Source organism: Nocardioides szechwanensis (assembly GCF_900103935.1).
Lineage (GTDB): Bacteria > Actinomycetota > Actinomycetes > Propionibacteriales > Nocardioidaceae > Nocardioides > Nocardioides szechwanensis.
The window spans coordinates 245,014-266,421 of sequence record NZ_FNIC01000003.1; the positions used below are offsets into that span (position 1 = coordinate 245,014).

Genomic DNA, 21,408 nt, shown 5'->3' on the forward strand with positions numbered 1-21,408 from the left:
AATTGGTGGCGTGCCGACGCTCAACATCAAGGATCCCGAGGTATACCGGCTCGCGGCCGAGCTCGCGGTGCAGCGCGGGACGTCCATGACCGGCGCCGTGCGCCAGGCGCTGGTGGAGGCCGCGGAGCGCCACCGGGCTGACCGGGCCGACCGGCTCGCGAGGATGCGGGAGATCTCGCGGCGCTCGGCCGCGCTGGACGCCCCGACGCTGAGCGACGACGACCTGTACGACGACCGCGGGCTCCCCCGGTGATCGTCGACACCTCCGTCCTGGTGGCCGTCCTGCGCGGTGAGCCGGATGCTGCCGACTGGCTCGAGGCCTTGGCCGCCGCCGACCGCCTGGCGGTCGCGGCACCGACCGCCCTGGAGACCGCGATCGTGCTGGGTCCGCCCCGCCACGCTGAGTTGGACGCCCTACTGGATGCCGCGGCAGCGGAGGTCGTCCCCTTCGACGCCGAGCACGCCCGGATCGCTCGCCTGGCCTACGCCCGCTACGGCAAGGGCTCCGGCTCAGCGGCACGCCTCAACCTCGGAGACTGCTTCTCCTACGCCTTGGCCCACGTGAGCGGTCAGCCGCTGCTCTTCAAGGGCGACGACTTCCACCACACCGACGTCACCGCCGCGACGCTCCCCGACTGAGGCGTTCACTCCGGGCTGCAGGTGACGGTCAGGACGTTGTTCGAGGCCTCGGAGACGATGTTGATGCTCACGAAGCGCTCGCCCGACGACGTACTGGTCAGCCAGGCGGCCGACAGCACGCTGAAGCCGTCCGGCAGGCCGGAGAAGCTGTCCGAGAAGGCGAGGGCCTCCTCGCCGGCCAGCGAGTAGTCGCCGCGAAGCCCGCCCGAGAACCCGCCGTACTCCTCGCCGTCGATCACCAGCTCCCCGAGCGTGTAGAGCTGGCCGCCGGAGTTGTAGGCGCACGGATAGACCCCGTCGGGGAGACCTCCGGAGCCGGACGAGCCGTCGTCGCCCTCGTCGTCGTCGCCGCAGGCACCGAGCAGCGCGGCGAGCGCCGTGATCGTCACCAGGCTGGGCAGGAGAGCAGTGGTCCGAGCTAGGGCGTGGGCACGCACGGGGCAACCTCCGGTCGGGTTCGAGAGACCCTCGACCTCGAGTTCGCGGGGCGCCCCGGACGATACTGCTCGCCCACCCGGCGTCACGGCACTTCGAGGAAACCTTCGCGCACCATCTCGCGGGCGACCGGCAGGTAGGCGTCGCGCACCAGGTCGGGCTCGGCCTCCGTCAGCGTGGCGACGGCCTCGAGGATCTGGCCCAGGCTGAGCTCGCCGTCGCTGGCACCGACCAGGGCGGCCTCGACGGTGTCGACCTGGCGGGCCCGGCGGAAGCCGCGCTGCTGGCGCAGCACGATGGTCTCGGGGTCCTCGGCGCCGGCCGGCCCCGCCGTCTCCTGCCGTACGTCGGTCCGTGCGACGAGCCGGGTGTCGAGGTCGACGCGGGCCCGCACTGCCTCGCCCCACTCGTGGATCGCGGGCGCGATCGGCTGCTCCACGTCGTAGGGCCAGTCGAGGAAGTCGGTGGCCACGTCGCCGGCGCCGGACGCGCGGAGGTTGACCCAGCCGAAGCCGACCGCCTCGATCCCCTGGTCCCCGAACCACGACAGCCACGTGTCGTAGCGCCGCAGGTAGTCCGCCGACCCGTGCAGTCCGGCGTCCTTGAGCCACAGCTCGACGTAGACGGCCGGGTCGACGACCTCGCGCTGCACGACCAGCGCGTCGCAGTCGCCGGCGAGCCAGTCACCGAGGCGCTCGTCCCACGGCCGGTCCCGGGCGATCACCCAGTTGGCGAGCACCTGGCACCAGCCGCCGTCGGTGAGGTAGGACGGCGCGGCGCGCACGATGTCCTCGACCACGCGGTCACCGGGCAGCCCGGAGTCGCGGTAGACGAGACGTTCGCCGGTGCCGGGCGAGATGACGAACGGCGGGTTGGTCGCGATCAGGTCGAACCGTTCCCCCGCGACCGGCTCGAAGAACGACCCCTCACGGACGTCGACCCGCGCGGCGACGCCGTTGAGCTCGGCGTTGAGCCGGGTCAGCCGCAGCGCGCGCTGGTTGACGTCGGTCGCGACCACCTCGTCGCTGTGCGCGGCGAGGTGCAGCGCCTGCACCCCGCACCCGGTGCCGAGGTCGAGCGCACGTCGTACCGGAGTGCGGATGGTGAGCTGGGCGAGGGAGGTGGAGGCGGAGCTGATGCCGAGCACGTGGTCGGTGCCGACCCGCTGCGACCCGCCGTCAAGGCCGGGCGTGAGGTCGCTGACCACCCAGAGGTCGGCGTCGTCGGTGGCGTAGGGCCGGATGTCGAGGCGGGCGGCGACCTCGCTCACGCTCTGCTCGAGCAGGCCCTCCGCGGTGAGCCGGTCGACCTGGCCGGGAAGCGCCAGCTCGGCCTCCGCCAGCGACACCGGCAGCTGCAGGAGGAAGAGCCGGACCAGCGTCTCGACCGGGGTACCGCCCGTCGTCCGCCGGCGTCCGGGGGTCGTCTCGTTGCGCATCAGGGCGGCGTGCGCCTCCGCGCCCAGCAGGTCCGCGACGCCGTCGTAGGTGAAGCCGGCCGTCAGGAGCGAGGCCCGGAGGGGGCCCACGAAGTCGAGTCGTTCGGGGGGCTGGCTCACCTCCGCATCCTCGCACCCGGCCCCCGCCGACCCGGCCCCCGCGGCGGACTAGACCAGCGCCCGCATCCCCCGAGAACCCACCCAGGACCCGCGCGGCTCGTCCTACCTTCGGGGCGGTAGGGGAGAACGGTGGCCGGGCGCGAGTCCGGGCACCTCATGGGGAGGAAGCACGATGAACTCGTACAGGCGCGCCTTCGGCGACGTCGTCACCACCGCGCTGATCGGCTCCGGGCTGGTCCTCGGGGTCGGCTCACCGGCGACCGCGACCGCGACCGCGACCGCGACGGCACCAGCGCCCAGCGCCGCACAGGCCGACGTGCTCGGCGTGATCACCGCGCCGCTGCTCAGCGGTGTAGGCCAGGTCGGTCAGACCCTCACGGTGGCTCCCCCGGTCTGGGACCTGCTCAGCCCCCTCGACGTGGTCAGCAACTCCTACCAGTGGCTGCGCGACGGCGTGCCTATCCCGGGTGCCACCGACCTCACCTACGCCGTGACGACCGACGATGCCGGGCACCAGATCACGACGCGGGTGACCGGCACTCTCCTCGGCCTGATCCCGTTGGTCGGGACGGCGCTCAGCAACGGGATCGACATCCCGCTCCCGATCGACCCCGACCCGGACCCCGACCCGGGTGCTGTGCTCACGGCCCTGGTCGCCCCCGTACTCACGGGCGTCCCGGCAGTGGGCGAGCTGCTGTCACTCAGCCAGGTCGAGTGGAGCCTGCCCGGCGTCACCACGACCATCCAGTGGCTCAGCGACGGCGTCCCGATCCCGGGCGCCCAGGGACTCTCCTTCATCCCGGGCGCGGAGCACGCCGGCACCGAGATCACCGCCGTCGTCACCGGCACCCTCGCCGGGATCCCGATCGTCCAGCTGCTCACCAACGGCCTCGGCATCCCGCTCGTCGGCGCACCGGGCACACCCGTCGCCACCGCCTTCCCGATCCCCACCGGCACCGGCAAGGTGGGCACGCTGCTCACCGGCACCGCGCCCGCCTGGAACACCTCCGACGTGGTCACCACCTACCAGTGGCAGCGCAACACCATCCCCATCCCCGGGGCCACGTCGCTGACCTACACGGTCAAGCCCGAGGACTTCGGCAAGGCGCTGCGCCTGACCGCGACCGGCACCAAGGGCGACGCGATCGGCACCGCCAGCAGCGCGACCGTCCTCGGCAAGCTCGGCGACCTGCTGGCCGAGACCGCGCCCTCGATCTCCGGCGTGGCCAAGGCCGGCAACGTGCTCACGGTCCAGCCCGGCGCCTGGGGCCTCGGGACGCTCCCGACGTTCGGCTACCAGTGGTACCTCGACAACCAGCCGATCACCGGCGCCACCAACTCGCAGTACGTCGTCAAGGTCACCGACGCCGGCCGCAGGCTGGCCGTGCTTGTCAACGTCACCCGGCTGGGCTTCACGCCCGCCAGCGCGGCGGCCGGGCCCGTCACCGTGCCCAAGGTCGCCTCGAAGACCACGCTCAAGCTGCTGAAGAAGAAGATCAAGCAGGGCAAGGCCGGGCTGCTCCGGATCACCCTCGCCCCGGGCTCGCTCCGGCCCTCCGGCAAGGTCAAGATCTTCGACGGCCGCAAGCTGCGAAGACCTACACCGTGCGCCTGGCCGACAACGGCACCCGGATCGTGAAGCTCCCGAAGCTCAAGCCCGGCAAGCACAAGCTCACCGCCCGCTTCGCGGGCACCCGGGCCACGACCGCCTCCAAGTCGGCGCCGGTCGTCCTCACCGTCACCAGGAAGCGGTAACCCATGTCCCACCTCTCGCGCCTGCTGGGCACCACCCTGGCGGGCGGGGCGCTCGTCGTCGGCTCCCTCACGCTGTCCGCGTCGCCCGCGGTGGCGGACATCTGCCTGCCTCCGGTCCCGCCCCTGCCCCCGGTCTGCGTCCCGGAGATCCCCGGTCTTCCGGTCCCGAACCTCGAGCCGCCGGTCGCGACGTCGCCGACCGCCATCACCGGGACGCCGAAGGTCGGGTCGGAGCTCACGGCCACCGAGCCCACTTGGAACGACGCGACGGCCACGACGACCTACCAGTGGCAGCAGACCGGCGTCGCGATCACCGGCGCGACGGGGCAGACCTACACGGTCCGCCCGGCCGACCTCGGCAAGCAGCTCACCGTCGTCGCCACCGGCACCAACACCCTGCTGCTCGCCGGCACCACGACCAGCGCCGCGGTCACCGGGGTGATCGGCGACCCGATCGAGGTGGAGACGGCTCCGTCCATCACCGGCACCGCGGTCGTCGGCCGGATCCTCACCGTCAAGCCGGGCACCTGGCCCGGCGACGAGGAGCCGACGTTCACCTACCAGTGGTTCCGCGACCGGGTGCCCGTCAGCGGCGCCTTCGCGGCGACGTACGCCGTCGTTGCGGCCGACGCCGGCCGCACCCTGGCCGTCCGCGTGACCGCCACCCGCCCGGGCTACCAGCCCGGCGTCGCCGTGGCCGGCCCGAAGCAGGTCGCCAAGCTGGCGAGCACGGCCAGGCTCGTGCTGGCCGCAAAGACGATCCCGTGGGGCACCCGGGGTCCGGTCCAGATCACCCTCGCCGCCGCCGGCGTGACGCCGTACGGGAAGGTTCACATCTACGACGGCCGCAAGCTGCTCAAGACCTACACCGTGCGCCGCACCGACGACGGCGTACGCGTCGTGCTGCTGCCCCGGCTCAAGCCCGGCAAGCACTCGCTGACCGCCCGGTACGCCGGTGGCCCCACCGTCAAGCCGTCCCGCTCCAAGGCGGTCGTGCTGAAGGTCCGGCGCCGCAACTCCTGAAATGACGTTGACCCGCCCGAAAGTTTCGGGCGGGTCAACGGTGGAGCTGGGTCAGACGGTCGGCGTGGGCCTGGTGGGGTCCGTGACGACAGGCTGGGTGGGAGTCGCGAGGGGCGGCGCCGGCGTACCGGAGTCGTCACCCATCGAGCTCTCACGCTGCTTGGAGATGTAGACGGCAACGACGATGATCGCCGCCGCCACGAGGGCGATGATGATCCGGACGGCGTCGTTCTGGTCGTCGCCCATGCTCAGGGACACGATGGCGCTGGCGATCAGCAGCGAGACCAGGTTCATCACCTTGATCAGCGGGTTGATCGCCGGGCCGGCGGTGTCCTTGAACGGGTCGCCGACGGTGTCACCGATGATCGTGGCCTCGTGGGCCGGCGAGCCCTTGCCGCCGTGGTGGCCGTCCTCGACCAGCTTCTTGGCGTTGTCCCAGGCTCCACCCGCGTTGGCCAGGAAGACGGCCATCAGGGTGCCGGTGCCGATCGCGCCGGCCAGGAAGCCGGCCAGCGCCGTCACGCCGAGGCCGAAGCCCACCGCGATCGGGGCCAGGACCGCCAGGATGCCCGGCGTGGTCAGCTCGCGCAGCGAGTCCTTGGTGACGATGTCGACGACCTTGCCGTACTCCGGCCGGCCGGTGCCCTCCATGATCCCGGGGATCTCCCGGAACTGGCGGCGCACCTCGTAGACGACTGCGGCAGCGGCACGGGCCACGGCGTTGATCGCGAGGCCGGAGAAGAGGAACACCACGGCCGCACCCAGCAGGATGCCGACGAGGACCGAGGGGTTGAAGACGAAGAAGTCCGCAAGCGAGAACTCCTCCTCCGTCGGACGTGCATCCTTGACCGCCTCGAGCACCGAGGTGGCGTAGGAACCGAACAGTGCCGTCGCCGCGAGCACCGCGGTGGCGATGGCGATGCCCTTGGTGACGGCCTTGGTCGTGTTGCCCACGGCGTCGAGCTCGGTCAGGATCTGCGCGCCCTCGGGGCTCACGTCGCCCGACATCTCCGCGACGCCCTGGGCGTTGTCGGAGACCGGACCGAAGGTGTCCATCGCGACGATGACGCCGACGGTGGTCAGCAGACCGCAGCCGGCGAGGGCCACGGCGAACAGCGACACCGTGAGCGAGGCACCACCGAGGAGGAACGCGCTGAAGACGGCCGCACCGATGACCAGGGTCGTGTAGACCGCGGACTCGAAGCCGACCGAGAGGCCGGACAGGATGACCGTGGCCGCGCCGGTGAGCGAGGTCTTGCCGACGTCCTTGACCGGCTTGTACTCGGTGCCGGTGAAGTAGCCGGTGAGCGCCAGGATGCCGGCCGCCATGACGATGCCGATGACCACGGCGAGCGCCGCGATCAGGGCCGGGCTGCCCGAGGCGGAGCCGGAGGAGATCGCGTCGAGCGGGCTCGTCTCGAGGCCCTCGAGGTCCGCGAAGTCGTTGGGCAGGTAGACGAAGGAGAGGATCACGCACGCCACCGCGGAGATGCCGGCGGAGAGGTAGAACGCCTTGTTGATCGTGGTGAGACCGCTCTCGCCGACCTTGGGCCGGGTGAGGTAGATGCCCGCGACGGCCGTCAGCGCGCCGATCGCGGGGATCAGCAGCGGGTAGACCAGGCCCTTGTCGCCGAAGGCCTGCGAGCCGAGGATCAGCGCGGCGACCAGGGTGACGGCGTACGACTCGAACAGGTCCGCGGCCATGCCGGCGCAGTCGCCGACGTTGTCGCCGACGTTGTCGGCGATGGTCGCGGCGTTGCGCGGGTCGTCCTCGGGGATGTTCTGCTCGACCTTGCCGACCAGGTCGGCGCCGACGTCGGCGGCCTTGGTGAAGATGCCGCCGCCGACTCGCATGAACATGGCGAGCAGCGCGGCACCGAAGCCGAAGCCCTCGAGCACGTGGGGCGCCTCGTCCTTGAACAGCAGGACGACGATGCTGGCGCCGAGGAGGCCGAGGCCCACGGTGAGCATGCCGACCATGGCGCCGGTGCGGAGACCGATCGTCATGGCGGGCTCGCGACCGCCGGGCTCGTTGGCCGCCGCGGCGACGCGCACGTTGGCGCGCACCGCGAGGTTCATGCCGAGGTAGCCCACAGCCGCCGAGAAGCCGGCGCCCGCGAGGAAGAAGATGGAGCGACCGATCCGGACCGCCATGTCGTCGGCGGGCAGCGCCAGCAGTGCGAAGAACGCGATAGCGGCGAAGATCGCCAGCGTCTTGAACTGCCGGGTCAGATAGGCGTTGGCGCCCTCCTGGATGGCCTGGGCGATGTTCTTCATGTTGTCGGTGCCTTCACCGGCAGCAAGGACTTCCTGGCGGAACATGAACGCCATCGCCAACGCGCCGAGCGCGATCAGGGCGACGACGATGACCAGGATGAGATTGCCGCCGGAGAGGTCCACGACAGCGGGATAAATCCCGGCCATGTGCTTCCTCCTGCGAAGTGGGATCGAGCCGCGTGTTGTGGCTCAGGTCACGGAACGTGGCGGAGTCTACGCAGGCGCAGTGAGGTGTAGCACAGGAGGTGTGAGGGACGACACCGGCGAGTCTCGGGCGAGACGCCCGGAGGGCTCAGGCGAGGGCGGCTTCGGCCGACTCGTGGATGACGAACACCTTGGCCAGGCCGGTGATCCGGAAGATCTTGAGCAGCCGGTCCTGGTTGCAGACCAGCTCGAGCGAGCCGTCGTGGGCGCGGACCTTCTTCAGCCCGCCGACGAGGACACCCAGACCGGTGGAGTCGAGGAACTCGACACCCTCCATGTCGATGACCAGGTTGTAGACCCCGTCAGCGACCAGCTCGGTGATCCGGTCCCGCAGCTTGGGAGCCGTGTAGACGTCGATCTCGCCGCCGACGGCCACGATGGTGCGCCCACCGACCTCGCGCGTATCAAGAGTCAGGTCCACGTTCTCTCCCAGGAAGCACAGTGTTCAGACAGCGAGAGCGGGCGGCCTGCCCGACACCCGGCCAGGAATATGAAACCACGGCAACCGCTCGCCTGCACAAAGAAGTAAAACCTACTCTCCTCGGGACGAGGGTCGCCACGGGCGGGTGTCGGTGGACTTTGCTTCAATCGACGGGTGCCGTCCTCCACCAGCCCGCTCTCCCGGAGCGGTTCCGAGCTGGTACGACGCCTGGCCGCGGCGCCCGGGCGCGAGGACCGGCTGACCCACGTCGAGACGCTCGCTCCGCGCGCGGCGGTCTTCGGCGACTGGCCTGACTGGGTGGCGCCCGACGTCCGCGCCGCCTGGGTGGCGCGCGGGGTCGAGCGCCCCTGGCTCCACCAGGTGCAGGCCGCCGAGCTCGCCCATGCCGGCCAGCACGTCGTGCTGTCCACGGGCACCGCCTCGGGCAAGTCGCTCGCCTACCAGCTGCCCGCCCTCACCGCCGCGCGCAGCAGCCGCGGCACTCGCGGCCAGCGCGGGGCGACCGTGCTCTACCTCGCCCCGACCAAGGCCCTGGCCCAGGACCAGCTCGCCGGCCTGACCTCCTTGGGGCTGGACGTCCGGGTCACGACCCACGACGGCGACAGCGGGCGCGACCAGCGCGACTGGGCCCGCGACTACGCCGAATACGTCCTCACCAACCCCGACATGCTCCACCGCTCGCTGCTTCCCGGGCATGCGCGGTGGTCGGCGTTCCTCGGGTCGCTGCGCTACGTCGTGGTCGACGAGTGCCACCACTACCGCGGGGTGTTCGGCGCCCACGTCAGCCAGGTGCTGCGCCGGCTGCGGCGCATCTGCGCCCACTACGGCGCCTACCCGACGTTCGTGCTGGCCTCCGCGACGGTCGCCGAGCCCGAGACCGCGGCCGGTCGCCTCACCGGTCTCCCGGTCCGAGCCGTCACCGACGACGCGTCGCCGCGCGGGCAGGTGACGCTCGGCCTGTGGGAGCCGCCGTTCACGTCGTACGCCGGAGAGAACGGCGCCCCGGTGCGCCGGGCCGCCTCCTCCGAGAGCGCCGACCTGCTGGCCGACCTGGTGGCCGAGGGTGTGCGCACCCTCGCGTTCGTCCGCTCCCGCCGGGGTGCCGAGCAGGTCGCGCTCACCGCGGCGGAGCTGCTCGCCGAGGTCGACCCGTCCCTGCCCGGCCGGGTCGCGGCCTACCGCGGCGGCTACCTCCCCGAGGAGCGGCGGGCGATCGAGCAGTCGCTGCGCGACGGCAGCCTGGTCGGTCTCGCCGCGACCAACGCCCTTGAGCTCGGCATCGACGTCAGCGGCCTCGACGCCGTGATCATGGCCGGCTTCCCCGGCACCCGTGCGGCCCTCTGGCAGCAGGTCGGCCGGGCCGGCAGGGACGCGCAGGACGCCCTCGGGCTGATGGTGGCGCGCGACGACCCGCTCGACACCTACCTCGTCCACCACCCCGAGGCGCTGTTCGGGCGTCCGGTCGAGGCCACGGTCTTCGACCCGGACAACCCCTACGTGCTCGGCCCGCACCTGTGCGCGGCGGCCCAGGAGATCCCGCTCACCGACGACGACCTCCCGCTCTTCGGCGACACGGCACCCTCGGTCGTCGCCGGCCTGGTCGAGGCGGGCCTGCTGCGGCGCCGGCCGCGCGGCTGGTTCTGGACCGACCGGCGCCGCGCCGCCGACCTCGCCGACATCCGCTCGGCCGGCGGCTCCCCGATCCAGCTGATCGAGGCCGAGACCGGTCGGGTGGTCGGCACCGTCGACGGCGGTCGCGCCCACGGCACCGCCCACGAGGGCGCGGTCTACGTGCACCGCGGTGAGACCTGGCTGGTCGAGAGCCTCGACCTCGACGAGCACGTGGCGGTGATGAGCCGGGCCGAGCCCCACTACTCCACCTCGGCGCGGGAGATCACCGACATCACCATCGTCTCGGAGCGTCTCCACCAGGAGTGGGGCCGCTCGCGACTCTCGCTCGGCGAGGTCGACGTGTCCCACCAGGTCGTGTCGTTCCTCAAGCGCCGCCGGCCCAGCGGCGAGGTGATCGGCGAGGAGCTGCTCGACCTGCCGGTGCGCGCGCTGCGCACCACCGCGGTCTGGTGGACCGTGCCCGACGACCTGCTCACCGACGCCGGGCTGGCCACCGCCGACCTGCCCGGCGCCGCCCACGCCGCCGAGCACTGCTCGATCGGCCTGCTCCCGCTGTTCGCGACCTGCGACCGCTGGGACATCGGCGGTGTCTCGACCGCCCTGCACGGCGACACCGGTCGGCTCACCGTCTTCGTCTACGACGGTCACCCCGGCGGCGCCGGATTCTCGGAGCGCGGCTTCGGGGCGGCCCGCGAGTGGCTCACCGCCACCCGCGACACGATCGCGTCGTGCGCCTGCGCCGACGGGTGCCCGTCGTGCATCCAGTCGCCCAAGTGCGGCAACCAGAACAACCCCCTCGACAAGCTCGCCGCCGCCAGGTTGCTCGACGTGCTGCTCGCCGGCGCCGGCGACTAGTAGCCTCGGCACATGTTGATCCTGGGAGTCCTGCTGATGGGCGGCGGAGCCCTGCTCATTGTCGCCTCCGTGCTCACCGCCGAGGTGACCTCCAGCGGCAAGCTCGAGCTGCTCAACACCGAGGTCGGGGCGGTCACCCTGTTCCTCCTGGGCGTGGGCTCAGGCATCGCGATCCTCTGGGGCATGTCGATCACCAAGTTCGGCGCGAAGCGCCAGCTGGCCCAGCGCCGCGAGAACCAGAAGCTCTCCGAGCTCTCGGAGAAGCTCGACCGGGCCGAGGCCGAGCGCCGTCGTGACCTCGACGGTGACGACCAGGACCGCCCGCACATCTGAGCCACTGCGGTGGCCGAGATGGTTTCGTACGAAGGGTCCGTCTCTGGCGAGCGATCGCCTGCGCCTGCCGGGACAACGAGTTCCCAGCCGCATCCGGACGGCGACCGCGACGACGAGGGCGGCGACGGAGGCACCGGGGCATGTGCCGTGTGCCAGGGCACGCCGGCTCCGTGGGCCCACGTCACCGAGACCCCCGCTGCCGCGACGTTCGCCATGGCGGACTCGTGGCACCTGTGCCCCACCTGCCACGAACTGCTAGTTGCGGGAGACGCCCAGGGACTTGCGGAGCGTCTGACAGGTACCGACCTAGACGAGACCCAGCGCATCGATCTGGCGCTGCGACTTCGCTGAAGCTGCGGATCTACTAGGGGCCGAGAGCCCCGATGGGGACGATGATGACGCCATCAGGCCTGGTGTACCCGTAGCCGGAAGCGGTAATGATGCCAAGGACGGCGGGCTCGCCCACCTTGCTCGTGTCGACCTTGCCGGCGAACTTGAGCAGCCCCGCGGCGGCTTGGTCGATGGCCTGTTCGCCGCCGAGCTTGACCTCGAACGCTCCCCAGCCGCCGTCTCGGGCATGGACGATGACGTCGACCTCGAGCCCATCGCTGTCCCGGTAGTGGTGGATGCTCGCGTCCAGGGGTGTCGCGTAGACCCGGCAGTCCCGGATGACGAGGGACTCGAAGAGCAGCCCGAGGTAGTTCAGGTCGGCCAGGAGCCGCTTGGGTCCTGCCGCGACGGCGGCGGCGGCCAGTGAGGGGTCGATGAAGTGAGTGCGGGGCGCCTGACGGAGTGTCGCGCGGGAGCGCAGGTGGGTGCTCCACGGTGGCTGCTCCTCCAGGACCATGAGGCGCCGTAGCGCGTCGAGGAAGCTGTAGACGGTGGTGCGCGCGATGGTGCCTTCTTCCCCTTCGACTTCAGCGGCGAGTCGAGCGACCTTCTGCTCCATGGCGACATTGCGTGCGAGTGCCTGGATGAGGCGTTGGACGAGGGCGGGGTTGCGACGTACGCCGTCGATGCGCGAGATGTCGACCTCGGCGATGCTTCGTAGGTAGTCGGCATTGGACTGGGCCGCTGCGTCTACGGGCAGGGTGAGGTTGAGTGGCCAGCCGCCTCGGACGATGAGGCCTGCGACGTCGGAGACGCTGAGGCTGGTGGCCGTGGCCGGGCGTTCGCCTGCGAGGAGCGCGGCGAGAGACATGGCCCCGGTGGACTCACCGCTCTCGAAGAGACTCATGGGCCGCATCGTCAGTCGGGCGAACCGGCCGGCGCCGGTGTGACGCCGCGCGTCGTTCTCAGGGACGGCGGACCCGGTCAGCACGAACTGGCCCGGCTCGGCCCGGCGATTCACTTCGCTGCGAACGTAGTTCCAGATGCGGGTCGCCTCGAGCTGCCATTCGTCGACGAGCTGGGGAGGGTCCCCGTTGAGCACCAGTCCCGGGTCGACGATTCGGATGGCGTCGAGCGCTGCGGTGTCGGTGTCCAGGTAGACCTGGCTGGCGGTGAACTGCTCAGCGGTGAACGTCTTGCCGCATGCCTTGGGACCCTCTAGCAGCACGGCACCGGAGGACTGGAGGCGTTGCTGGACGACGACATCGAGGACGCGGGGGCGGTAGGCTCTGGCGCCTCGTCCTGGCATGCTCACCTGCACAGACTACACTTAGCGACTCCCACAAACTACAGTTTGTGATTTCTGAGAACTACACTCCGAGGAGATCAGGAACTATGGTTTGAGGTGCTCCCAAGCGACAGCGCGCTGCGGCGGTCTCAGGCCGGCCCGGCCCGGGCCGCGGCGCCCATGTCGGCGAACTGACCGAGCCAGTGCGGCCCGGACACCTCGACCTCGACCAGTACGTCGCGACCGGCAACCGCGCATCCAGTGACCGAGGCGCCGTTGGCCTCGGCCACAACGGCGACGGCCGGGCAAGGATCGCGGCCGCGGCCGAGCTCGGCCGCTCCTGAGAGAGCGGCCAGATCGGCGGCGGACTGCGCGGCGCGGTGAGCCGTCACCATGGCCGCGACGACGCCGAGGGCGGCGCCGACCAGGAGCATCACCGCCAGGCAGGCCACCGCGAAGACCGTGGCGCCACCGCGCTCGTCACGACGACGGAGCGACCTCACTGGCCGAACCCTCACTGGCCCACCTCGTCCTCGTCGAGGGTCACGGCCTCGGCCCGGACCTCGACGCCGGGCAGGAAGCCGAACAGCCCACCCGGACCGTCCACCCGCCCCGAGGCAACCGCGACGACCCGGCCGTCCTGTCGACTCACCGTGACGGTGCTGCCGGGCGGCGCCACCTGCTGACCGCGGGCCACCGCCTCGGCAGTGCTGTCACCTCGGGCCACCGCCCGTGCGGTCTCGCGAGCGGCGTCGACCACCCGGACCTGGGCGGCACCGACCGCGAGCAGCCACACCAGCCCGATCGTCACCGCGACCAGGATCGGCAGCGTGAGCGCCAGCTCGGCGGTGACGGCGCCGCGGTCGGTGCGGCGTGGCCGGGTCGGCCAGGTCACCCGATGCCCAGCAGGCCCAGGACGTGATCGAACAGGGTCTTGAGCAGCTTGTCGCCGAAGCCGCCGGTGAGCAGCTTGTAGAGCAGCCCGGCGAGCCCGGCGCCCGCGGCCGTGCCCACGGCGTACTCCGCCGTCGTGATGCCGCGCTCGTCGTGCGGACGCCGGCGCAGCGGGACGGGAGTGGTGGTGTCGGTCATGGGCTATCCCCTTCGTCTGGCGGCCACGGGTCGCGGCCGGTCGGGACGAGGATTGGCGACCGCCCCGACAGTCCGCGACCGGTGCGGCCTCCGCTGTGCAGTGGCCCGCGCGGCGCCCCGGCTGTGCACAGCTGGTGGCCACCCGGACCCCCTCACCAGGCCAGTGTGGACAGGAGACCGGCCACCAGCGGCACGATCCCGATCAGCACGAATGCCGGCAGCAGGCACAGCCCGAGCGGTACCGCGGCCTTGACCCCGACCGCACGGGCACGGTCCTCGACCTGCCCGCGGGCCTCCCGGGCCAGCTCGTCGGAGAGCCGGTCGACGGCAGCGACCACCGACGCGCCGGTCGCCTGCGATCGGGCGAGCGCGCGTCCGAGCGGCGCGAGCCCGGGCTCGCGGGCGAGCCGCTCCCAGACCTGACCCGGGTCGGCACCGAGCTCGAGATGAGCCACCGTGCGCTCGAGGCGTCGGGTCGCCGGACCCGGAAGTGCCCGACACACCAAGCGGGCCGCCTCGGCGGGGGCCGCTCCGGCCCGCAGAGCCGCCGCGAGCAGGGTCACCATGTGCGGGAGCTCGTGCTGGACCGCTTCGCGCTCACGTCGTACGACGGTCGGCTCGGCGCGGCCGAGTGTCACCCACGCCGCGACTGCCGCGACAACCCCGGCGGCCAGGCCACCAGCGCCGCCGACGAAGAGGGCCGCCGCGACCCCGGCCAGCAGGCACATCAGCGCACGACTCCGGGGCACGGCCGCGGCATCGGCGGACGGCTGCTCCACCGCCGCGGGCCTCGCCCGAGGCGCCGGGACGGCCGGCGGCCAGGCGAGCAGGACCGCGGCCGCGGCCAGCACGGCGACCCAGAGCGCGGTCACGGCTGCTCCACCCCGCGCGCCAGCGCCTCGATCCACCAGAGGCCCGCGAACCCGAACAGCAGGCCGGCGCCCAGGCAGGCCAGGCCGACGGGGTGGCCCAGCAGGAACCCCCACGGGTCGCCACCAGCGCCCGAACCCATCGCGAGGGCGAGCAGCGGCAGGCAGGCGACCAGCCGGGCGGTCGCCCGGGCCGAGGCCAGCTCGCCGTCGACGACCCGCCGGGTCGCGTGGGCCTCCCGCAACCCACGGGCGACCCGGTCGACCGCGTCGGCGAGCCCGGCGCCGGTTCGGTGCGTGAGCTGCCAGGCCGCCGCGACCAGCCGCAGGTCGTCGGCACCGGGCTCGCGCGCGGCGTCGCGCAGGGCGACCGGCACGTCGGAGCCGATCCGCTGCGCCTCGGCCACGGGCGCCAGCGCCGGCCAGGTCGCGGCCGCACGCTGTAGCGCGGTGCCGGGTGGCTGGCCGGCCCCCAGGTCGGCGGACAGCTGCTCGCACAGCTCGAGCACCTGGGCCGCCGTCGCCCGGGCGGCGAGCCGGGCCCGCCGCGCCCGCAGCAGGGCCAGGCCGGCGTAGCCGGCTGCCACCGACACCCCGGCCAGCGCCAGCGCGCGGCCCGGGACCAGCGGGACCAGCAGCGCGGCCCCGGGAACGGCCCACCAGACCCCCCGGCGCGGCGGTCGCTCGGAGGTGTCAACAAGAGTGGGCAGCCCCACCGACGGAAGCAGCAGCCAGACCGCCAGGACGGCAGCGGCTGCCGCCAGCATGATCATCGGGACCGCGCCTCCAGCAGGTCGGCCAGCAGCCCCTCGGCCGGGCCGGCCCGGGCGGTGCCGCGTGCGTCGACCTCGATCGCCGGGACCATCGTCACGAGACCGGACGTCTCACGGACGGGGAGCGCGACCTGGGCCAGCCGCCGCCGACCGTCGCGGCCGCGCGCGAGGTGGAGCACCACGTCGACCGCCGAGGCGAGCTGGCTGTGGGCGGCCGCCCGGTCGAGGCCGGCGGCGAGGGCGAGGGCCTCGACCCGGGACGGCACGTCGAGCGCGGAGTTGGCGTGGATGGTGCCGCAGCCGCCCTCGTGGCCGGTGTTCATGGCGGCGAGCAGGTCGACCACCTCGGCACCGCGCACCTCGCCGACCACCAGCCGGTCGGGCCGCATCCGCAGCGCCTGGCGCACCAGCGTGCGCAGGTCGATCTCGCCGGAACCCTCGATGTTGGCCGGACGTGCCTCCAGCGCCACCAGGTGGGGATGGTCGGGCCGCAGCTCGGAGGAGTCCTCGACGAGCACCAGCCGCTCGTCGCTCGGCACCAGCGACAGCAGGGCGGCCAGCAGCGTGGTCTTGCCGGTGCCTGTGCCACCGCTGACGAGGAACGCCAGCCGCGACGAGACCACCGAGCGCAGCAGCCGCGCCGCCTGCTCGGTGAGGAAGCCGCCGGCGGTCAGCTCCTCGACCGAGAAGACCTGCCGGCGCGGGACCCGAAGCGAGATCAGCGTCCCGGGCCGGGCGACCGGGGACAGCACGGCGTGGAAGCGGGTGCCGTCGGCCAGGCGCAGGTCGACGTAGGGCGTCGCGTCGTCGAGCCGTCGACCGCCCGCCGCGGCGAGGCGTTGCGCAAGACGGCGTACGGCGTCGTCGTCGGGGAACCGCACGTCGCTGGGCTCCAGGCCACGGCCTCGGTCGAGGAACACCTGGCCCGCGCCGTTGACGAGTACGTCGGTCACGCCCGGCAGGCGCAGCAGCGGCTCGAGCGGCCCGGCGCCGACCACGTCGCGGCGGAGCGCCTCGTAGACCTCGAGCACGGTCGCGTCGCCCACCGGCCGGCCGGTCGCCCGCAGCGCCTCGGCGACGCGGTGCGGGGTGAGCTCACCCGGGTCGCGGGCGAGCCGGTCGCGGACCAGCTCGACCGCGGTGGTCCCGCTCAGGGTCACGCGGCGCGGCCCATCACGCCCACCCGCTGGAGTACGTCGGCAGCGGCGCGGCCGAGCTGCCCGCGCTGCGAGCGCACCGGCCCGAGCCCGAGGTCGATCGCCTCGGCCAGCCCCCGCTGGTCGGTCATCTCGGCGATCACGGGCACCCCGGTGGCGCGACTCAGGTGGCGGGCGTCGATGCCGCTGCCCCGGACCACCAGCCGCAGCTGAGGTCGGCTCTCGAGCTGCGCGGCTAGCCGGGCCGCGGAGGCGACGCCGGCCACGGTCGGCACCACGACCACGAGGACCAGGTCGCACCGCGCCATGACCTCCTCGACCACGGGCGGGCCGGAGCGGGGCAGGTCGACCACCACCACGTCGTGGCCGCGGCTCGCCGCCGAGAGGGCCTCACGCACCGCGAACGCCTGGAGCGACCCGGAGGCTCCGGAGTACCACGAGAGGACGCCCAACGCGCCGCGCCGGGGCAGGGCCTCACGCAGCGCCCGGCCGCTGAGCCGCCCGGTGGTCTGACACAGCGCGTCCCACCGGAACCCGTCGTGGGTCTCGAGCCCGAGGACCCGGTCGACGCCGGGGCCGAGCGGGTCGCAGTCGACCACGACCGCGTGGCCGGTGCGGGCCGCGACCTGCCCGAGGGCGCAGGCGAACGTGGTGGCTCCGGCTCCGCCGGAGCCACCGACGACACCCAGGACCAGGCTGCGCGAGGGCGCGGTGTCACCGAGGTCGGTGAGCGTCTCGGTCAGCCAGGTGTCGGAGCGCGGCAGCTCGGTGACGCTCTCGGCGCCGACCGCGAGCGCCGTGCGGAACATCTCGTGCGGCACCGCCCCCCACGACACGATGTGGACCGCCGCCCGGCGCGCGGGCGCCAGCCGGGCGGTCTCGTCGGCGAGGTCGGCACCCACCAGGACCAACGGCGCGGCGTTCCACGAGCGGAGCGCGGCGCCGGAGTCGGAGGCCACCTCGGGGGTGACGCCGGCCGCCGCGGCCAGGCGCAGCAGCTCGTCGAGCAGGGTCTCGTCGCGGGTCACGATCAGGGGTGCGGTCATGGCGGGGAGCCTCCCCGCCGGGTCGGACATCCCAACCCCACAAGGACGCGGCCTGTGGAGAACCCGGCCGCGGAGTGGCCTTGTGGGTCACATCTGGCAGCGTTTCCACCGGCCGCACCCTTAGTGATAACATAAAACACCAGTTAAGCCGCTAATTACTGTTTTATGTTATGCAACGGAGCATGATGGCCAAGAAGACCCGGGCACCACTGCCCGCCACCCTGGATGCTCTCGCTGTGCTCGGCGCCCAGATCGCTGCCGCCCGCCGTGAGGTCGGCTGGACTGCCGCTGAGCTGGCAGAACGTGTGGGAGCCAGCGCGCCTGTGATCAGCCGGATCGAGAACGGTCACGCCACCACCCAGATCGGGACCGTGTTCGACGCTGCGGTCCTGTGCGGCGTGCCCCTCTTCACGCCCGATGCCGTCACCCTGAGCCGCCTCGCGGCGAGCTCGCGCACCCAGCTGGCCCTGCTCCCCAGCCGAGTGCGCCCCCAACGAGTGGACCTGGACGATGACTTCTAGGCCGACCGAGACGGAGAATCCCACATCGGCCTACGTGTGGACCTGGCTCCCCGGGGCCGTGGAACCCGTCGTCGCAGGCACCATCTCCCAGCTGAGGCAACGCTTCGGCGCCGACCCGGTCATCGCGTTCGCCTACGCACGCAGCTACCGCGAACGCGCTGACTCGATCCCGCTGTTCACCCCCGAACTGCCCCTACGACCCGGAACCTTCGACCCGACCAGGCCCGACGAGACCGTCAGGCTCGCCGGCGCCGAAGACTCCTGGGCCGGCTGGCCGGCCGCCGCCGACCGCTCGCCACTGTCGCTCGCCGGCTGCCTGCGAGATGCCGCTCCCGACGCCTGGGGCCGCCGCGTGATCAACCTGTGTCTGGACGACAACCCCGACATCGACCTCAGCGAGATGACCTACCTGCTCCGGTCAGGCAGCGACCGCACCGGCAATCTCGACTTCCAAGCCTCACCCACGAAATACGTGCCCCGCGGCGGCGTCGCCACGCTCGAGCAGCTCGCCGCCGCCGCCGAGCTCATCGAACAGGGCATGCCCATCCCCGACGGGCTCGCGGCCGCCGCGGCTCACGGCACCTCCATCGGCGGCGCCCGCCCCAAGGCACTGCTGGCCGAAGGCGACCGGCAGATGGTGGCCAAGTTCTCCTCCTCGACGGACAGCCGGCCCGTCGTCAAGGCCGAAGCGGTCGGCATGCTCATGGCGGGACGCGTCGGCATCGACGTCCCACACGTCGAGGTCGTCACCACGACGGGCGGCAAGGACGTGCTCCTCGTCGACCGGTTCGACCGCTCTCCCGAAGGCCAGCGGCGCGGCGTCGTCTCCGCGCTCACCGTCCTCGGGCTCCGCGAAGAGGAGTCGCGCTACGCCGGCTACGGCGACATCGCCCGGGCCATCCGTCACCCCGGGTGGGCGGACAGCGCCCAACAGCTCCGCGAGCTCTACACGCGCATGGTCCTCAACATCGCGATCTCCAACACCGACGACCACCTGCGCAACCACGCCGCCTTCTGGAACGGCCACGACCTACGGCTCACACCGGCGTACGACGTCTCACCACAGGCACGGTCCACCTCGGTCACGACCCACGCGATCAAGCTCACCAGCGCCGGCGAACGGGCCAGCCAGTTCCGCGTCGCCCTGAAGGCTGCGCCGGAGTTCCTCCTCACGGTCCCGGACGCCCAAGGCATCATCGACCACGTCATCGACACCCTCACCGGCTGCTGGGACGACGTCTGCGACGAGGCCCGGCTGACCAGAGCAGAGCGGGACCAGCTCTGGAAGCGCGAGTTCCTCAACGACTACGCCTTCTACGACGACGCCTAGGAGACTGCTGAACAAGGCGGGCGAAGCGAGCGTCGTGAGGCGCGTGGGCTGACAAGGCGGAGGCGTGAAGGCACACTGGGCGTGCGTCGAGCGTCGACAACGCAGCCAGCGTGCGTCCATCGCGGCGCGTAGCCGGCCGGATTGTTCAGCATGCTCCTAGGTCCGCGCCGCGACACCCTGTGCATCACAGCTGGCAACACCCGGCCGCCTACCATGAGCACATGCCCACTGCGGCCTTCTTCGACCTCGACAAGACGATCATCGCCGCGTCGAGCACCTTTGCTTTCTCTCGGCCGTTCCAGGCCGGGGGGCTGATCTCGCGCCGCGCCGTGCTCCGCTCCGCCTACGCCCAGTTCGTCTACCTCGTCGGCGGGGCCGACCACGACCAGATGGAGAAGATGCGGCAGTTCATGTCGCAGCTGTGTGCCGGCTGGGACGTCGCGACCGTGCGCGAGATCGTGGCCGACACCCTCCACCACATCGTCGACCCGCTCGTCTACGACGAGGCGGTCTCGCTGATGGAGGAGCACCGGGCGGCCGGTCGCGACATCGTCATCGTCTCCGCGTCCGGCAGCGAGCTGGTGGAGCCGATCGGCGAGCTCCTCGGCGCCGACCGCGTCATCGCCTCCCAGCTCGAGATCGTCGACGGCCGCTACAGCGGCGAGATCGACTACTACGCCTACGGCCCCGAGAAGGCCGTCGCGATGCGCCGTCTCGCCGGCGAGCTCGGCTACGACCTGGCCCAGTGCTACGGCTACAGCGACTCGGTCACCGACGTCCCCATGCTCGAGGCCGTCGGCTTCCCTCACGCCGTCAACCCCGACCGCGAGCTGCGCAAGATCGCCGCCGCCAACGGCTGGCCGGTCCTGGTCTTCACCAAGCCGGTGGCGCTGCGCAGCCGGCTCCGGCTGCCACCGGTCAAGCCCACCCTCGCCGTCCTCGCGGTCGGCGGCGTCGCCACCGCCGGTGGCCTCTGGTGGGCCCAGGCCCGTCGTCGCCGGCTCGGCGCCTGATCTCCTCGGGCGGAAAAGCCCGGGAGTGACGAAGTCACTCCACGACAAGCCGGAACGTTCCACCTGCCGCTGACGCCCCTGCAGTCCTAGCGTCGGCGCATGACGTCCGCCGCACTGAGTGAACCCGGCCTCAACGACACCGGGTCCCCACGTCCCACGGTCGCTCTCCGGGTCGTCGTCACGTACGACGACACCACGCGGCGCGTCGACCTCGAGCTCGGCGGCGCGGAGTCTGACAGCCCCGGCCAGTTCTGGCAGGTCGCGACCAACCACAGCTACACCGAGTACGCCTCCTCGGTTCGCTCCGAGCTCGCCACCAACAGCGAGGCAGCGCATATCCTTCGGGACTACCAGTCCACGCTGGCACCGTTCCTGGTCACCCCGGGCGGCACCGCGACCGCCGTGGACGTGCCGGTGAGCAGAGGAGATTGACGCTGTGGGTCTGCTGTCTCGCTTCTTCGGCAGCCGACCCGACGAGGCCGCGGTCACCCACGCGGTCGCCGACGCCGTCGCCTCCCAGCCCGGTGTCAGCGCGCACTCGCTGACCTACAACCACCAGCAGTACAAGGGCGGCGCACTCAGCGGAGTCGTCGACGTCGCCGACACCCCGGCGTTCCTGGCCGTCCTGCGCACGGCCTACGCGGTCCTCAGCGACCTGCTCGGCGACGACGTCAACCGGGTGACGTTCTACCTCTCGGGCCGCACCCCGGACGGCGACTCCGTCGTACCCGGAGACCTCGGTCTGGTCCAGCCACCGACCGGCCGGGACCTCGCGACTCACCTCTCGCCGTAGCCAAAAGTCAACCCTTGTTCCCGCACCGACAGGGGCGTAGAAA

At 72.2% G+C, this 21,408-nt stretch carries 24 protein-coding genes; 12 read left to right on the top strand and 12 right to left on the bottom strand.

All coding sequences use genetic code 11. The features are described from left to right. Nucleotides 1–10: 10 nt before the first annotated feature. Nucleotides 11–253 carry a type II toxin-antitoxin system VapB family antitoxin gene (locus BLR90_RS09780; protein WP_091025004.1) on the top strand — a complete coding sequence of 81 codons (243 nt, stop codon included), beginning with the start codon at nucleotides 11–13 and terminating at the stop codon, nucleotides 251–253. Beyond that, on the top strand, nucleotides 250–639 hold the full coding sequence (locus BLR90_RS09785; protein ID WP_091025006.1) for a type II toxin-antitoxin system VapC family toxin: 390 nt from the start codon (nucleotides 250–252) through the stop codon (nucleotides 637–639). Before BLR90_RS09780 ends, BLR90_RS09785 begins: the two co-directional genes overlap by 4 nt. A 5-nt stretch (nucleotides 640–644) precedes the next feature. On the opposite strand, the gene BLR90_RS09790 is transcribed toward BLR90_RS09785, so the two are convergent. After that, nucleotides 645–1,076, bottom strand: a complete 432-nt coding sequence (locus BLR90_RS09790; RefSeq protein ID WP_143016172.1) for a hypothetical protein — start codon at nucleotides 1,074–1,076, stop codon at nucleotides 645–647. 83 nt (nucleotides 1,077–1,159) lie between these two features. Then, a complete protein-coding gene (locus tag BLR90_RS09795; protein WP_245715235.1) occupies nucleotides 1,160–2,632 on the bottom strand; it encodes a DUF7059 domain-containing protein in 1,473 nt (490 codons plus the stop codon). Nucleotides 2,633–2,804: 172 nt separating this feature from the next. Here BLR90_RS09795 and BLR90_RS09800 point away from each other — a divergent pair, with 172 nt between their 5' ends. The 3 genes from BLR90_RS09800 to BLR90_RS09805 are packed head-to-tail and all read left to right on the top strand — an operon-like array spanning nucleotide 2,805 to nucleotide 5,410. Further along, a complete protein-coding gene (locus tag BLR90_RS09800; protein ID WP_091025010.1) occupies nucleotides 2,805–4,271 on the top strand; it encodes a hypothetical protein in 1,467 nt (488 codons plus the stop codon). Then, entirely contained in the window at nucleotides 4,238–4,387 is a 150-nt protein-coding gene (locus tag BLR90_RS20695) for an Ig-like domain-containing protein (RefSeq protein ID WP_143016173.1), read from the top strand. Before BLR90_RS09800 ends, BLR90_RS20695 begins: the two co-directional genes overlap by 34 nt. Before the next feature lie 3 nt (nucleotides 4,388–4,390). Then, nucleotides 4,391–5,410 carry an Ig-like domain repeat protein gene (locus BLR90_RS09805; protein WP_091025011.1) on the top strand — a complete coding sequence of 340 codons (1,020 nt, stop codon included), beginning with the start codon at nucleotides 4,391–4,393 and terminating at the stop codon, nucleotides 5,408–5,410. Nucleotides 5,411–5,461: 51 nt separating this feature from the next. Here the strand turns inward: BLR90_RS09805 and BLR90_RS09810 are convergent, their stop codons facing one another. Both BLR90_RS09810 and BLR90_RS09815 read right to left on the bottom strand, forming a co-directional pair. Continuing rightward, nucleotides 5,462–7,834: a sodium-translocating pyrophosphatase gene (locus BLR90_RS09810; protein WP_091025012.1), complete on the bottom strand. Its 2,373-nt coding sequence runs from the start codon at nucleotides 7,832–7,834 to the stop codon at nucleotides 5,462–5,464. A gap of 145 nt (nucleotides 7,835–7,979) precedes the next feature. After that, the gene (locus BLR90_RS09815) at nucleotides 7,980–8,312 is read right to left on the bottom strand and encodes an STAS domain-containing protein (protein ID WP_091025013.1); all 333 of its coding nucleotides are present in this window, start codon (nucleotides 8,310–8,312) and stop codon (nucleotides 7,980–7,982) included. A gap of 174 nt (nucleotides 8,313–8,486) precedes the next feature. On the opposite strand from BLR90_RS09815, the gene BLR90_RS09820 reads away from it, so the two are divergent. Both BLR90_RS09820 and BLR90_RS09825 read left to right on the top strand, forming a co-directional pair. Then, nucleotides 8,487–10,820: a DEAD/DEAH box helicase gene (locus BLR90_RS09820; RefSeq protein WP_091025014.1), complete on the top strand. Its 2,334-nt coding sequence runs from the start codon at nucleotides 8,487–8,489 to the stop codon at nucleotides 10,818–10,820. A 12-nt stretch (nucleotides 10,821–10,832) separates the two neighbouring features. Then, nucleotides 10,833–11,153, top strand: a complete 321-nt coding sequence (locus tag BLR90_RS09825; protein ID WP_091025015.1) for a hypothetical protein — start codon at nucleotides 10,833–10,835, stop codon at nucleotides 11,151–11,153. Nucleotides 11,154–11,517: 364 nt separating this feature from the next. On the opposite strand, the gene BLR90_RS09835 is transcribed toward BLR90_RS09825, so the two are convergent. The 8 genes from BLR90_RS09835 to ssd all read right to left on the bottom strand — a co-directional run bounded on the left by BLR90_RS09835 (nucleotide 11,518) and on the right by ssd (nucleotide 17,708). After that, nucleotides 11,518–12,792, bottom strand: coding sequence for an ATP-binding protein (locus BLR90_RS09835; protein WP_091025017.1), 1,275 nt, complete (start codon nucleotides 12,790–12,792; stop codon nucleotides 11,518–11,520). 128 nt (nucleotides 12,793–12,920) lie between these two features. Beyond that, nucleotides 12,921–13,274 (bottom strand): Rv3654c family TadE-like protein, encoded by a 354-nt coding sequence (locus BLR90_RS09840; protein WP_245715236.1) that lies wholly within the window; start codon nucleotides 13,272–13,274, stop codon nucleotides 12,921–12,923. An 11-nt stretch (nucleotides 13,275–13,285) separates the two neighbouring features. Continuing rightward, nucleotides 13,286–13,666: a TadE family protein gene (locus BLR90_RS09845; RefSeq protein ID WP_143016174.1), complete on the bottom strand. Its 381-nt coding sequence runs from the start codon at nucleotides 13,664–13,666 to the stop codon at nucleotides 13,286–13,288. Next, the gene (locus tag BLR90_RS09850) at nucleotides 13,663–13,863 is read right to left on the bottom strand and encodes a DUF4244 domain-containing protein (protein ID WP_091025018.1); all 201 of its coding nucleotides are present in this window, start codon (nucleotides 13,861–13,863) and stop codon (nucleotides 13,663–13,665) included. The genes BLR90_RS09845 and BLR90_RS09850 overlap by 4 nt, the downstream gene beginning before the upstream one ends. A gap of 152 nt (nucleotides 13,864–14,015) precedes the next feature. Then, the gene (locus BLR90_RS09855; RefSeq protein ID WP_245715237.1) at nucleotides 14,016–14,735 is read right to left on the bottom strand and encodes a type II secretion system F family protein; all 720 of its coding nucleotides are present in this window, start codon (nucleotides 14,733–14,735) and stop codon (nucleotides 14,016–14,018) included. Beyond that, a complete protein-coding gene (locus tag BLR90_RS09860) occupies nucleotides 14,732–15,505 on the bottom strand; it encodes a type II secretion system F family protein (protein ID WP_091025019.1) in 774 nt (257 codons plus the stop codon). Before BLR90_RS09860 ends, BLR90_RS09855 begins: the two co-directional genes overlap by 4 nt. Continuing rightward, nucleotides 15,502–16,665 (bottom strand): TadA family conjugal transfer-associated ATPase, encoded by a 1,164-nt coding sequence (locus BLR90_RS09865; protein WP_091025020.1) that lies wholly within the window; start codon nucleotides 16,663–16,665, stop codon nucleotides 15,502–15,504. Before BLR90_RS09865 ends, BLR90_RS09860 begins: the two co-directional genes overlap by 4 nt. Continuing rightward, the gene (ssd, locus tag BLR90_RS09870; protein ID WP_091025021.1) at nucleotides 16,662–17,708 is read right to left on the bottom strand and encodes a septum site-determining protein Ssd; all 1,047 of its coding nucleotides are present in this window, start codon (nucleotides 17,706–17,708) and stop codon (nucleotides 16,662–16,664) included. Before ssd ends, BLR90_RS09865 begins: the two co-directional genes overlap by 4 nt. Nucleotides 17,709–17,878: 170 nt before the next feature. Here ssd and BLR90_RS09875 point away from each other — a divergent pair, with 170 nt between their 5' ends. From BLR90_RS09875 to BLR90_RS09895, 5 genes are all read left to right on the top strand, one after another. Continuing rightward, nucleotides 17,879–18,229 carry a helix-turn-helix transcriptional regulator gene (locus tag BLR90_RS09875; RefSeq protein ID WP_091025022.1) on the top strand — a complete coding sequence of 117 codons (351 nt, stop codon included), beginning with the start codon at nucleotides 17,879–17,881 and terminating at the stop codon, nucleotides 18,227–18,229. Nucleotides 18,230–18,287: 58 nt separating this feature from the next. After that, nucleotides 18,288–19,559, top strand: coding sequence for a type II toxin-antitoxin system HipA family toxin (locus tag BLR90_RS09880; protein ID WP_218029342.1), 1,272 nt, complete (start codon nucleotides 18,288–18,290; stop codon nucleotides 19,557–19,559). Nucleotides 19,560–19,780: 221 nt separating this feature from the next. Continuing rightward, nucleotides 19,781–20,572 (top strand): HAD family hydrolase, encoded by a 792-nt coding sequence (locus BLR90_RS09885; protein ID WP_091025024.1) that lies wholly within the window; start codon nucleotides 19,781–19,783, stop codon nucleotides 20,570–20,572. 99 nt (nucleotides 20,573–20,671) lie between these two features. Next, nucleotides 20,672–21,004 carry a hypothetical protein gene (locus BLR90_RS09890; RefSeq protein WP_091025025.1) on the top strand — a complete coding sequence of 111 codons (333 nt, stop codon included), beginning with the start codon at nucleotides 20,672–20,674 and terminating at the stop codon, nucleotides 21,002–21,004. A gap of 4 nt (nucleotides 21,005–21,008) precedes the next feature. Next, entirely contained in the window at nucleotides 21,009–21,365 is a 357-nt protein-coding gene (locus BLR90_RS09895; protein ID WP_091025026.1) for a hypothetical protein, read from the top strand. Nucleotides 21,366–21,408: the final 43 nt, after the last annotated feature.

What these genes read in the sequence shown, in the direction of transcription:
- BLR90_RS09805 (WP_091025011.1), top strand. Translation starts at nt 4,391, where the DNA reads ATGTCCCACCTCTCGCGCCTGCTGGGCACCACCCTGGCGGGCGGGGCG.
- BLR90_RS09860 (WP_091025019.1), bottom strand. Translation starts at nt 15,505, where the DNA reads ATGATCATGCTGGCGGCAGCCGCTGCCGTCCTGGCGGTCTGGCTGCTG.
- ssd (WP_091025021.1), bottom strand. Translation starts at nt 17,708, where the DNA reads ATGACCGCACCCCTGATCGTGACCCGCGACGAGACCCTGCTCGACGAG.
- BLR90_RS09835 (WP_091025017.1), bottom strand. Translation starts at nt 12,792, where the DNA reads ATGCCAGGACGAGGCGCCAGAGCCTACCGCCCCCGCGTCCTCGATGTC.
- BLR90_RS09885 (WP_091025024.1), top strand. Translation starts at nt 19,781, where the DNA reads ATGCCCACTGCGGCCTTCTTCGACCTCGACAAGACGATCATCGCCGCG.
- BLR90_RS09825 (WP_091025015.1), top strand. Translation starts at nt 10,833, where the DNA reads ATGTTGATCCTGGGAGTCCTGCTGATGGGCGGCGGAGCCCTGCTCATT.
- BLR90_RS09800 (WP_091025010.1), top strand. Translation starts at nt 2,805, where the DNA reads ATGAACTCGTACAGGCGCGCCTTCGGCGACGTCGTCACCACCGCGCTG.
- BLR90_RS09850 (WP_091025018.1), bottom strand. Translation starts at nt 13,863, where the DNA reads ATGACCGACACCACCACTCCCGTCCCGCTGCGCCGGCGTCCGCACGAC.
- BLR90_RS09890 (WP_091025025.1), top strand. Translation starts at nt 20,672, where the DNA reads ATGACGTCCGCCGCACTGAGTGAACCCGGCCTCAACGACACCGGGTCC.
- BLR90_RS09810 (WP_091025012.1), bottom strand. Translation starts at nt 7,834, where the DNA reads ATGGCCGGGATTTATCCCGCTGTCGTGGACCTCTCCGGCGGCAATCTC.
- BLR90_RS09875 (WP_091025022.1), top strand. Translation starts at nt 17,879, where the DNA reads ATGCAACGGAGCATGATGGCCAAGAAGACCCGGGCACCACTGCCCGCC.